The 12,190-nt window shown below is 55.3% G+C and carries 9 protein-coding genes; 3 read left to right on the top strand and 6 right to left on the bottom strand.

Translation table 11 applies throughout. The features are described 5' to 3' along the window. Positions 1-8 precede the first annotated feature (8 nt). Entirely contained in the window at positions 9-1,511 is a 1,503-nt protein-coding gene (gene ytfR, locus BH714_RS16820) for a galactofuranose ABC transporter, ATP-binding protein YtfR (RefSeq protein ID WP_040018481.1), read from the bottom strand. A 124-nt stretch (positions 1,512-1,635) separates the two neighbouring features. Continuing rightward, positions 1,636-2,592 carry a galactofuranose ABC transporter substrate-binding protein YtfQ gene (gene ytfQ / locus BH714_RS16815; protein WP_020882912.1) on the bottom strand — a complete coding sequence of 319 codons (957 nt, stop codon included), beginning with the start codon at positions 2,590-2,592 and terminating at the stop codon, positions 1,636-1,638. Between the two features lie 309 nt (positions 2,593-2,901). On the opposite strand from ytfQ, the gene ppa reads away from it, so the two are divergent. Together ppa and BH714_RS16805 are read left to right on the top strand one after the other, a co-directional pair. Next, positions 2,902-3,432 (top strand): inorganic diphosphatase, encoded by a 531-nt coding sequence (ppa, locus tag BH714_RS16810; RefSeq protein WP_020882913.1) that lies wholly within the window; start codon positions 2,902-2,904, stop codon positions 3,430-3,432. A 511-nt stretch (positions 3,433-3,943) separates the two neighbouring features. Next, positions 3,944-4,237 (top strand): hypothetical protein, encoded by a 294-nt coding sequence (locus BH714_RS16805; RefSeq protein ID WP_032669643.1) that lies wholly within the window; start codon positions 3,944-3,946, stop codon positions 4,235-4,237. Between the two features lie 42 nt (positions 4,238-4,279). Here BH714_RS16805 and BH714_RS16800 read toward each other — a convergent pair whose 3' ends face one another. From BH714_RS16800 to tamA, 3 genes are read right to left on the bottom strand one after another with little or no spacing between them, the layout of a single operon-like run. Continuing rightward, positions 4,280-4,624, bottom strand: a complete 345-nt coding sequence (locus tag BH714_RS16800) for a gamma-glutamylcyclotransferase family protein (protein WP_014168360.1) — start codon at positions 4,622-4,624, stop codon at positions 4,280-4,282. 2 nt (positions 4,625-4,626) lie between these two features. Further along, positions 4,627-8,403 carry an autotransporter assembly complex protein TamB gene (tamB, locus tag BH714_RS16795; protein ID WP_040018480.1) on the bottom strand — a complete coding sequence of 1,259 codons (3,777 nt, stop codon included), beginning with the start codon at positions 8,401-8,403 and terminating at the stop codon, positions 4,627-4,629. Then, entirely contained in the window at positions 8,400-10,133 is a 1,734-nt protein-coding gene (gene tamA, locus BH714_RS16790) for an autotransporter assembly complex protein TamA (RefSeq protein ID WP_020882918.1), read from the bottom strand. The genes tamB and tamA overlap by 4 nt, the downstream gene beginning before the upstream one ends. A gap of 225 nt (positions 10,134-10,358) precedes the next feature. On the opposite strand from tamA, the gene msrA reads away from it, so the two are divergent. After that, positions 10,359-11,000: a peptide-methionine (S)-S-oxide reductase MsrA gene (gene msrA / locus BH714_RS16785; protein ID WP_020882919.1), complete on the top strand. Its 642-nt coding sequence runs from the start codon at positions 10,359-10,361 to the stop codon at positions 10,998-11,000. On the opposite strand, the gene BH714_RS16780 is transcribed toward msrA, so the two are convergent. Next, the gene (locus tag BH714_RS16780) at positions 11,001-12,059 is read right to left on the bottom strand and encodes a LacI family DNA-binding transcriptional regulator (RefSeq protein WP_014168356.1); all 1,059 of its coding nucleotides are present in this window, start codon (positions 12,057-12,059) and stop codon (positions 11,001-11,003) included. It lies immediately after the preceding gene. Positions 12,060-12,190 lie beyond the last annotated feature (131 nt).

The following is a 12,190-nucleotide window of genomic DNA, read 5'->3' as shown; positions in this document are numbered from 1 at the left end:
TTAACTCCTTACGCCGCGATGGCATTCATGATTGCCGGAACGGACAGTTTATCCAGCGGGATCTCTGCCACCTGCTTACGATCGCGCATGATGATGACGCGATCGGCATACCCCACCAGCTCTTCCAGCTCGGATGAGATAACCAGCAGCGCCAGACCGTCTGCACACAGCGTTTCGATAAGCCGGATAATTTCGGCATGTGCCCCGACGTCGATACCGCGCGTCGGTTCATCGAGGATCAGAAACTGGGGTTTAGTCAGCAGCCAGCGTGACAGCAATACCTTCTGCTGGTTGCCACCGGAGAGAAATTCAATGGGCTGTTCAGCGCTCGGCGTACGTATACCGAGCTGACGGATAAATCGCTCGGCAATGGCGTTTTGTTCTTTCCGCGGGATGGGGCGTAGCCATCCGCGCTGCGCCTGCAGAGCCAGAATGATATTTTCCCGCACCGAGGCGGCGGCAATTATGCCATCGGTTTTCCTGTCTTCCGGGCAGAAGCCCACGCCCAGGCAGGAGGCCTGATGCGGCGATCGCAGGGGCTGCGGTTTACCTTTGATCAGCGCGCTGCCGCTGTCCGCAGGTTTGATCCCGAAGATCACCTCGGCGGTTTCGGTGCGCCCGGAACCCAGCAGGCCCGCCAGCCCAACAATTTCACCGGGCCGCACGTCCAGATTAAAGGGCGAGATCACCCCTTTTTTGCCAAAATCGCTGAAGGCCGCGACCGGTTTCTCGCTGAGCAGCGTGCGGCCTGCACGCTGAAGCGCGTTGGTTTCCAGCTCGCGGCCCAGCATCATTTTGACCAGTTCTATCTGCGGCAGCTCGCGGGTTTCGCGGCAGCCGACAAAGCTGCCGTTGCGCAGCACCGTGATGCGATCGCTGACCTCATACACCTGATCGAGGAAGTGGGTGACGAAGATCAGGCTTACCCCCTGATCGCGCAGCTGGCGCATCAGGGTAAAGAGCATTTCAACTTCCTGGGTATCAAGGCTCGCGGTAGGCTCATCAAGGATCAGCACTTTCGCGGAGAGATCGATCGCCCGGCAAATCGCGACAATTTGCTGCATCGCGACGGAAAAACGGTTCAGCGGTTCGCGAACGTCCAGGGAGAAGCCATAGGATTCCATCAGCCTGGTGGCCCGCGCTTCCATCTCTTTGCGTCGCAGCAGGCCGAAGCGTCTTGGCTCACGGCCGATAAACAGGTTATCCGCCACCGACATATTCGGCAGCAGGTTCACTTCCTGGTAAACCGTCCCAATCCCCAGCTGTTGTGCATGGGCGGTGTTTTTTGGCGAAATGGCGTTGCCTTCTAGCCAGATTGTGCCGCGATCGGCATGGTAAACGCCGGTAAGTGCCTTAATCAGCGTCGATTTTCCCGCACCGTTCTCTCCCAGCAGCGCCATAATCTCACCGCGTCGCAGGCTAAAATCAACGTTATCCAGCGCTTTTACACCGGGGAAAAACTTGCTTAAGCCCTCTGTGCGGAGGATTTCCTGGTGTTGTGTGTCGGTCATGTTTCCCCCTCACCCTCGCCCTCTCCCGGTTGGGGAGAGGGAAATGTTCATGCCAGTCTACCCGCCCTTGTATACCCTCTCCCCTCAGGGGAGAGGAGTGGGGTAAGGGGCGAGGGAAAAGGCCTTAGTAGCCCATATTTTTCTTCTTCTCTAACTCTTCTTTCGCGGTGTCAGGCAGGTAGAGCGTCGATTTGGTGATCGTCACTTTTTCAGGCAGGGTGCCGTCTTTCTTGAATTTCTCCAGCGCATCGAATGCCGGGCCAGCCATGTTTGGCGTCAGCTCCACGCTGGCGTTCGCTTCGCCGTCCATCATCGCTTTATAGATATCCGGTACGCCATCGATAGAGCCGGTGAGGATATCTTTGCCCGGCTTCAGCCCCGCTTCTTTGATGGCCTGGATAGCCCCGATCACCATGTCATCGTTGTGGGCGTAAACCATGCAAATGTTCTTGCCGTTGTTTTCAGCCTTGATAAAGCTCTCCATGACCTCTTTACCTTTACTGCGGGTAAAGTCGCCGGACTGAGAGCGGATAATCTTAATGTTTGGCGCTTTGGCGATGGCTTCCGCGAAGCCTTTCTTACGATCGATGGCCACGCTCGCCCCGACGGTCCCCTGCAACTCAACGACGTTACACGGCTTGCCATCTACCTGTTTCACCAGCCAGTCACCAATTAATTGGCCCTCGAGAACGTTGTTGGCGGTGACGGTGGTCATATAGAGAGATTTGTCTTTTACATCAATGGAACGATCGAGCAAAACAACCGGGATCTCAGCGTCTTTCGCTTCCTTCAGGACCGGCTCCCAGCCTGTGGCCACGACCGGCGCAATAAAGATGGCATCAACGCCCTGGGCGATAAATGACCGCACGGCTTTGATCTGGTTTTCCTGTTTTTGCTGCGCATCGGCGATTTTCAGGGTGATACCGCGTTTCTGGGCCTCGCTTTTCGCAACGTTGGTTTCTGCCGCTCGCCAGCCGGATTCAGAGCCGACCTGGGAAAAACCTACGGTTAAAGGGGCGGCCATCGCCATAGACGACATGGCTGCCGAAACTGCTGTGACAAGAAGTAAGCGCTTCCACATATGAACGTCCTCGTAGGGGTGTTTATTGTTGGTTAAAAGATGTTCTGCGAAATGACTATAGCCAATGAAATATGTAACGAATTGCGTTACATCACACTTCAGAAAAGTGAATAAAACGTTAATCACAAGTTTGTAATCGCTTTCATTTCACCATTAAAAAAGCGGCTGAGTTTATGGATTTTCCTGTCATGGAATCGGTCTGAAAAGTGGGGAGAACGTGGAGAGAAGACGAAAACAGGCGGAGACATTCAGCGCCAGTTGGCTATAATACCTGCCACTTGTTTACCATCCATTTTAAAGGACACAGACATGAGCTTACTCAACGTCCCTGCGGGTAAAGAACTGCCAGAAGACATCTACGTAGTTATCGAAATCCCGGCTAACGCAGATCCTATCAAATACGAAGTGGACAAAGAGAGCGGTGCGCTGTTTGTAGACCGTTTCATGTCTACCGCCATGTTCTACCCATGCAACTACGGTTACATCAACCACACCCTGTCTCTGGACGGTGACCCAGTTGACGTACTGGTCCCAACGCCATACCCACTGCAGCCAGGCGCAGTCATTCGCTGCCGTCCTGTTGGCGTGCTGAAAATGACCGACGAATCTGGTGAAGATGCGAAACTGGTTGCTGTTCCGCACACCAAACTGAGCAAAGAGTACGATCACATCAAAGATGTGAACGACCTGCCAGAACTGCTGAAAGCGCAGATCACTCACTTCTTCGAGCACTACAAAGACCTCGAAAAAGGCAAGTGGGTTAAAGTTGACGGCTGGGAAAACGCAGAAGCAGCGAAAGCGGAAATCATCTCCTCTTTCGAACGCGCTGCGAAGAAGTAATTCTTACCGCTGAATAATAAGGCCCCGCGAGTCGGGGCTTTTTTGTACCTTGCGTCTGACGCGATACTGGCACGCTAAATACGGTATAGCGGGTAACATCTCAAGGAACCAGCAGAATATATGAGCTTGTGACCCCAGGTTTTGTCCCCGGCAGAGCCGACCTGTTTGAAGAGCTTGCAGGGTATTATGAGAGTGATGACCTGATATTTACCGAGATAGGTCTTTGATATCATCTAACGCTATTAATAGCCTGCATTTGCCCTACTCGCTGCGTTAAAACAATTACCGACGAATATGCCCGTTTCGTGTCTGCTTCAGGGCTTTATGAAGACAGGTGTGTCTACCCTTTTTGTTGCAATGTACGGCGGGTAGAGTAAATGGCATACCCTGAGCTCAGGTGCTACTAATATCACCCATAGCTATTTTTTAATTGCGTTGCTGGCCAGCACACTCCTGACCGTCGCAATCGTGAGCGTTTTACATGCTACGTTTCTTTCTTCACAGCATAAAGATGGGCTACATAAAGGCGTTTGACTGTTACGGCAAAGACAGCAAATGGCAGTATCTCTGCATCATGACATTCCAGCTCGCCTGGTTTTTGTTTTATTTATGGATCCCCTACCGTAGCGATTATGCCATTTTGCTGTTTTTACTGTTTTTTATTCCCGTCATTTCAAGCAATACGCGGTGCATCAACTACTACGGCTTTTCACGCGCCCTGTGTCTGATATGGCTGGTTGCTCCGTACATCATGCTTTTTGTTCCGCTGTTTTTGACCCGACGCCGAAGCACAGAAGAGAGCTAAGCCCATAAAAAACAACGCCACCTGACGGTGGCGTTGTTTTTTTCAGTACTGGTCTCTGTCTAACCAGTTACCGCTTACAATCCGCTTTAACCCCTCGACCGGACGCTGGTAGACGTACATCCACGCACTTCCATACGGCGTCTGGATCAACTGGCGAGCGTATTCACCGCCCCTGGTGCGCAAGGCATCAAGTTCGGCAAGAGTAGCATTATCAATACGATAAACTTCACCCTGTACTGTTCCTTCCCCAGGAACCGCGCCTGGATAGTGGCCCAGGCTATACAACTGGTAGTTCTCGATATTGTAATTCCCCAGCAGCAGGGCATTGGTCATCCAGTGACTGTTGCCTTGCTTGGTTCGTAAACTGCCGTAGACAAATATTCGCATTGCTAAAACTCAAACTGATAGAGCAGATCAAGTGCCTGGTCTACGCCGGACACTGCTTCCAGATATAGCTTAGGCATAAGGCGATAGCGTAACGTGAGTGTTGCCAGTGAGTCAAAGATCCCCACGCCATATTTTACCTGCAGACCCGGCAGTACATAGCCACTGACCACCACTTGCGAGGAGTCACCCACGCCCTGGGTGTCCAGTGCCAGATTGCTTACGCCGAACGTCTCGCCGATTTTACCCACAACCTGCCCACTTTGTGCAACCCCCAGACCCACTAACATCGAGGTCATCGCTGCACTGTCGCTCTGGCCGCTCTCCAGTCCTTGCCCACGCAGCAGGTAAGACAGGGCTTCCTGTTGGGACATTGCCGGGTCGGAGAAGATCTCCGCCTTCGGTTCATCAGCAGAGCCGGTAACGCGAACACCCGCAATAACGTCGTTTTCGGTGGCTTCCGGGTTACGAATCGCTTCGATATTGAGCAGTGGCTGATCCGGCGGGCCGGAGAACAGCAGTTCACCTTTACGCACAATCAGATCCTGACCATAGGCATGGAAGCGCCCTTCAGGAATATTGATTTGGCCGTTCAGCCCCAGCCCCTGCTTGTCCTGCGCGACTTTCAGATCCCCTGTCAGTCTCGCCTTCAGCCCAAACGCATCCAGACGCACGTTATTGCCGACGTGAACGGTGAGGTTACTGTTGATCGGAATACCGGCGCTCTTCTGCTCAACGGGTTTGAGATTTTCATTGAGCATGACTTCGTCACTGGAGACGCCCACCGCGCTCTCAGGCACCTCGTGCACCACGATGCGTGCCCACGGTACGTCCACGTTGCCGTCCAGCGTGAAGAGGCTTGGGGTGGCTTCAAAGACAATATCCGGGGATACGTCCAGACGTACCATCGGCGGTACGGTGATCCGCACCTTGCTGCCTTTGGCCGCAACACGGGCCCGCCAGTTATCAAGCTGGCTCCAGTCGGCGTCGCCGCTGAGGTTGATTTGCCCCTGCTGGGTACGCACCACCCCGGCGAGGGTCGAGCTCATGCCGTTGAAGTTCATCGCAATCTGGCTTGGCTGCATATCAAACGGCATAAAGTTGCCGTCGATATCCACGCCGTTAAGCTGCATCTGGCCAAACAGCTGCGGGCTTTGCGCATTGCCCGCCAGGCGCAGGTTCGCGCTGAGCATCCCCTCCGCTTTTTCTCCGCGTGAGAAAATCGGGTTGGCCATCGCCAGGTTGAAGTTGCGGATATTAACGTTACCGGCGAGATTACGGCGTCCTTGCGGATCGGTAATCTGCACCTGCCCGTCAAACTGACCGTTATTGGTCAGACGGATAAGCCACCCCAGCTCCGCGCGGTTGTTATGCAGATCGGCACTCAGGTTGAGGGTATCAAACGCCACCGGCAGCGGTGCGTCGTTCACCTCCTGTATCACCTTCACGTTACGACCAGAGAGCGTCACGCTACCCTGCGGCAGCCCCTCTTTGGTCGTGTCCCACGCGACATCGGCTTTCCCGCTAAAGACGCCGCTGGCCTGAGTCGTCTCCGGCATAAACGGTTTTAGCATCGCCAGGTCGAAGCGATTAAGGTTGATCTGCGCACGCCCTTCAGCCCCCGCATCAATGGTCTGCGGCACGCACAGTTCCGCATTCGGGTTGGTCCAGCAGTGCGGTCCGATACTGATCTTTTGTTCGGCGTTGCGGTAGTCCAGCGCGATAGAGCGGGACAGTGCCAGCGGCCCTACCGGGGTGTTGAAGCGGGTATTGTCCAGCGTCCCTTTCCAGCGCGCCTGTTTGCGATCAAAGCTTCCGGTCAGATGAAGCTGACCGGATACCGGCTCGCCCTGCACCTTAAGCTGGAGATCGTGCTGTTTTTCGTTACCTTTGGCATCCAGAGTGACCAGATTAATGTTCACGTCGGGCTGAGAAATGCGCTCCACGCGCAGGTTCAGGTTACCGCCAATCTGATCGGTGGATTTCACATCCCCTTCGATGCGAACCCGCGCAACGGTCAGCGCCTGCCAGCGCAGGTTGCTGGCGGTGATATCGGCCAGCAGCTGCGGAGCCTCTACCGTGCCGCGCACCTTCACTAACCCTTTCGCCGTGCCGCCCAGCCCTGGCAGGGCGTTATCCAGATTTGGCGCATCAATGGTGGCCTCCAGATTAAGATCTTTCACCCCCAGCTCGCCTTTGATATCCGCCGTGTTACGGCCCAGCGCCACGTGCAGACCCGGGATCACCCACTGCAGATAGCTGTTGCCCTTCAGCGAGCCTTCAACGTTGACCTTATTCTGCTTCACGTTACCGGTAAGCTTGATTTCCGGCACGTCCATCTGCCACGTACCGCCATACAGGCTGCCGCGGGTTTTGATCAGACCGTCCAGTTTTGATGGCCAGTCCGGCACCTCTTTGGCCGTGTTGATCCCCGTCAGCTTCAGCTCGCCGCGCCAGCTGATCGCCTGCTGCCAGTCGAGCAGCGCGGTGAGTTCCGTTTTGCCTTCCAGCGCCGCAACGGTCAGTTTGTCGAGATTCACCTGCTGCTCGTTGCCTTTAGCATCCAGCGTAATCGTCGCAGGCGGAACACCTTGCCCCTTCACCGCCGTGCGGAACGACAGGGTGTAATCGGTCATTTTGCCGCTCAGCTTGAGCTTCAGGTCATCGGCCTGGAACTGTTTTTCGCCGGTGAACGGCCAGTAGAGCTGCTTACTGACAACCTCAAGGTTGAGCGGCAGCCCCGCTTCCGCCAGCTGCGTTTGCGCGCGCAGATCCATATCCACCGGGCCGGAGAGGTTAACGCCGACATCCAGTTTATCGCGCAGCGCCCCGCCCACTTTGACCTTCACTTTTTCGCCTTTCAGCGGGTCGATGTTGAGCGAACTGTTCAGGGTGATATCCACCGGCCAGTTGTCGCGCAGCAGGGCATTCCCTGACGCGTTAACCGAGCCCTGGTTGGTGTCGATATCCAGCGCGTCGAGCTTCATGTTGCCGTCGATGCTGCTGACTTTAAGCAGCATGTGGAAGACCGTCAGATCGGTATCGCCGGTGAGACGCAGCTGCTCGCCTTTAAACTCTTCGATATTCAGGTTCAGCGGCAGATGAACGTCCGTCATCTCCGGCAGCACAGGTTTAGAGAAGAGATCTTTCAGCGTTTCGCCCAGCGGTTTCTCTTCCGGCTGCGGGTTCTGGATCTTCGGTTCGACAATTTCTTCCTGCGCCACGTCCGCCACTTTCGGCAGCGCAATCAGCAGCCCCTGAAGGGAGGTTGGCGTCAGGGTGAGGTTTTTCTCCTGCCAGCGCAGGCCGGAGGTGAAATCCATGACGGAGACGGTGGTGTCGTCGATTTTGACATTGACGTTATCCAGCGCCACCCGATAGAGGGCAATCGGATACGGTGTGGAGAGATTCAGCGGGCCGCTATCCTCTTCCTCAACGGGTGCCGATTTCGGCATTTTCTTCGAATCTATCGCCACGTTCACGTCTTTCAGCGACAGATCGTTAACGCACAGCTTGCTGTCCCGCAGGCAGCCCAGCTTCACCGCGAGATGAAATTCCCCCGCGTTTACCGCCACGCCAGGCTGCTCGTAGCGGATGTTTTTCAGACGCAGATCGCGCCAGCCGCCTGTCACCTGGCCAATTTCCAGCCCAGGAACCCAGCGGTTAGCCGCGTTAAACAGCAGATGCAGGCCAGACGTCGTTCCGACCAGAAACGCCACCGTACCGAGCAGCAGTACGATAAAAATCAGCACCCCGAGGCTTATCTTCTTCCATAAACTCATAATTCAGGCCCCAGACCGATGTAAAACTGTAAACCGTGTTCTTCTTTATCACCCACCGGCACGGCGAAATCGAGCTTGATTGGCCCGACGGGAGACTGCCAGCGTACGCCCACGCCCGCGCCGGTTTTAAAGTCGCTGCGGCGGATATCGCTTACCGCTTCGCCGCCGTCGACAAACATCGCGCCCCACCATTTTCCGCTGACGTTGTACTGGTACTCCAGCGAGCCGGTAGCCAGCTTGGAGGCACCAATCAGCTTGCCGTCATCATCTTTCGGCGCGATGGATTTGTATTTGTAACCGCGAATACTGCGGTCGCCACCGGCGAAGAAGCGCAGATCCGGCGGAACTTTGTCGAAGTCGCCGGTTTCAATCCAGCCGAGGTTGCCGCGCATCACGAAGCGGTGTTTGTCATACAGCGTGCGGATCCAGACGTTTTGCGCCTGAATTACCGAGAAATCCACATCGGAGCCCCACATGGTGTTGGAGTAATCGATGGAATAACGCTGGGAATCGCCCCAGGTTGGCATCAGGCCGCCGCGCGAGCGGGTACGGCTGATCATCACCCCCGGGTAGAGCAGCATGGTGGTGTTGGTGACGTTGGCCTGGGTAAAGTGGTCCAGACTCCAGCGCAGGTTAATGGCGCGCTGCCAGCCGCTGGAGAGGTCCCAGTATCGCGATACCGCAAGCGTGGTGGAATCTGCCTCGGTATCATTCAGGTCGGTACGCTTAAAACCGCCCTGAACAAGGTAATACTGTTCAAGCGGGTTTTTCAGCAGCGGCATTTTGTAGCTGAAATCGAGCTGTTGTTCCGGCGCCGAGATACTGGCGCTGGTGGTCAGGCTGTGGCCGTATGAGTTCATCCACGGCTTTTTCCACGTGGCTTTCACGCGCGGACCGACGTCGGTCGAATAACCAACACCGGTCTCAATGGTGTTCTCGGTGCGCGGCGAAACAACGCCATGCAGCGGCAACACCTTGGTTTTGCGCGATTTATCAAACTCCGGCGCGACAACCACCGAGTTAAACCACCCGGTGGCGGAGAGGCGGCGGTTCAGCTCCGCCAGATCACGCGACTGGTAGTAATCGCCTTTTTTGAAAGGCACGAGGTTTTGCAGATACTCTTCACGAATTTGTGAGCCTTCGAAGGTCACATCGCCGAAACGATAACGTTCGCCGCTGTCATAATCGATATCCCAGAAGGCCTGGTGCCTGTCGAGCGCAATGCCCAGCTGGCTTTTGTCGAACTGGCTGTCAAAGTAACCCTTACGCAGGGAGACGCTCGTCAGCTCTTTTTTGAAATGGTCGTAGTCACCGTGGTTCAGCACGGTACCGTTTTTCGGCCGCGTGCTGAGCAGATCCAGGTAATCCCGGTCCGTACGCGCGCCGCCGCGCAGAATGACGTTAGTGCCGCCGATCAAGACCGGCTCACCCGGTGAAACGCGGGCAATAAGCACCTGTCGCCCCTTCTTTGGCGGCGGACGGAGATCGAAATCAATGGTGGGTTCGTAATAACCCAGCGCTTTCAGCCCTTCGCGGATCGCATCATCCACGCGCGCGCGAAAACGCCGGTCCGGCGTCACTTCGTCGCTCTCGATGGTCGACAGCTGCGCACGCACGTTTTTTTCCAGCGCCCCGGATAACCCCTCAACCTGCAAACGGACATTCGCCGCGCTGGCAACCCCGCTTGTCAGCAATAAACTGACCAAACATAACTGGCGGATTTTTGTCACGTTTTCTCCTGAATATCCCTTTTTCCACCCTGGAAGCAAATGAAGTGCCGCTCCGCGGCAAAATACGGCCTGTTAGCCAAAAACCCACATCACGGGTTGAAAACGGGTGTAACACCCAAATATTTCTTATGATTAAATCTAGACTCATTCAGCGCATTTATTGTGTTCAATTAAACGCTTCGTGACAACCTTAACCGAAACATCGCAGCCCGGGAGGCCCCCATCGTGAGTTTATTCGACAAAAAGCATCTTGTTTCACAAGCTGATGCATTACCGGGACGCAACACCCCTATGCCTGTGGCGACCTTACACGCCGTGAATGGCCATTCAATGACAAACGTTCCTGATGGAATGGAAATCGCCCTGTTCGCCATGGGCTGCTTCTGGGGCGTAGAACGCCTCTTCTGGCAACTCCCCGGCGTTTACAGCACCGCGGCGGGCTACACGGGGGGGTATACGCCAAACCCAACCTACCGCGAAGTGTGCTCTGGCGAGACCGGTCATGCCGAAGCCGTGCGCGTGGTGTATGACCCTGCCGTCATTAGCTATGAGCAACTTCTGCAGGTGTTCTGGGAAAACCACGACCCGGCCCAGGGCATGCGTCAGGGTAACGACCACGGCACCCAGTACCGCTCGGCTATCTACCCTCTCACTCCTGAGCAGGAGACGGCCGCCCGCGCAAGCCTTGAGCGCTTCCAGAAAGCGATGCACGATGCCGGTGACAACCGCGAGGTCACCACGGAAATCGCCTCTGCCAAACCGTTCTACTATGCGGAAGACGACCACCAGCAGTACCTGCATAAAAACCCGTACGGCTACTGCGGTATCGGGGGTATCGGCGTCTGCCTGCCGCCACAGCTGGCCTGATTACTGGTCTAGCGCCACGCGAGCCGCGTGGCGCGTGGCGTTACTGACCGACCCATAATTCATGACTTTTCCCTGCAACAGCAGGTTAAAAACCGGTGCCTGCGGCCTGTTAAGGCGGGTCTGCAGCAGGTGCACGGCCTCAATCCCCAGTTCGCGGCAGGGCACCGTGACCCCCGTGACCGGTTTTTCCAACCGGTGCGCTAAATTCCAGGCAAAATCGGTGGTAATCAGAGAGATGTCTTCCGGAACGCGCAGCCCGTGGCGGGTTAATGCCCTCACCACACCTTCGGTCATGCTGGTGCTGTTCGGGAAAATCACCTCTGGCCACTGCGCTCTGTCATGACTCAGCAGCCACTCATCCAGCGCCCGCTCGGCTTCGTCTGCGGTAAACCATTCCGTCACGAGTAAATCACGCTGCGGCTCAAAGGCAACGTGAAAATGGCGATACGCCTCTTTAATGCCATCCAGACGAGCATAAAGCGTATCTCGCCGAAGGCAGGTCAGCGTCAGGACCCGCCGGTGCCCCTGTTCAAAGAGATACTGCATGGCAGTGAAGCCGATCGCCCGGTGATCGGGTGATACCGAATCCAGTACCCGCTCCCGGTCCACGGAATTAATTAAGACGCAGGGTTTATTGAGCGTGCTGGCCAGTTTAAATATGGTGGCATCATCAGTACCAATAATAATTATCGCGTTGATGTTCTTCTGGCTGGCCTTTTCCATAAATAATTTTACATCGGCGTGTTGTTCTTCTAATCCGCAACAGCTGACCCACACATTGTGTGGCGAGCAGGCCTCAGCAATCCCTTTGGTCACCTCAAGATAAAAAATATCGCCGCGCCCCTGAAAGGTTCTTTCCGGAGCAAAAACGGCAATACCGTTAATCAACAGCCGTCCACTGGCCATGGACTCAAGCACGCCCAGCTCTCGTGCGGTGCGAACGATCGCATCCCGGGCTTTATCGCTGGTATATGACTTGCCGCTTAATACCCTCGACACCGTGCTAACGGAATATCCCGTGAGGGCCGCGATCTCCTCCATTTTTAACCTGCCCGGCATAGTGTGACCTCGCTCTCAATCAGTTTTTGCAAATATTTGCAGAAACAGCCTTTTGATTTTAAAACCAAATTTCAGAAAGCCTGGAGATTACTTATTCACCTTGCGAGTATTCTCACAAAAACACATTGTCG

Source organism: Enterobacter ludwigii (assembly GCF_001750725.1).
GTDB lineage: Bacteria > Pseudomonadota > Gammaproteobacteria > Enterobacterales > Enterobacteriaceae > Enterobacter > Enterobacter ludwigii.
Note: the sequence above shows the minus strand (reverse complement) of the source record. Positions and strands in the feature narration are given on the sequence as shown.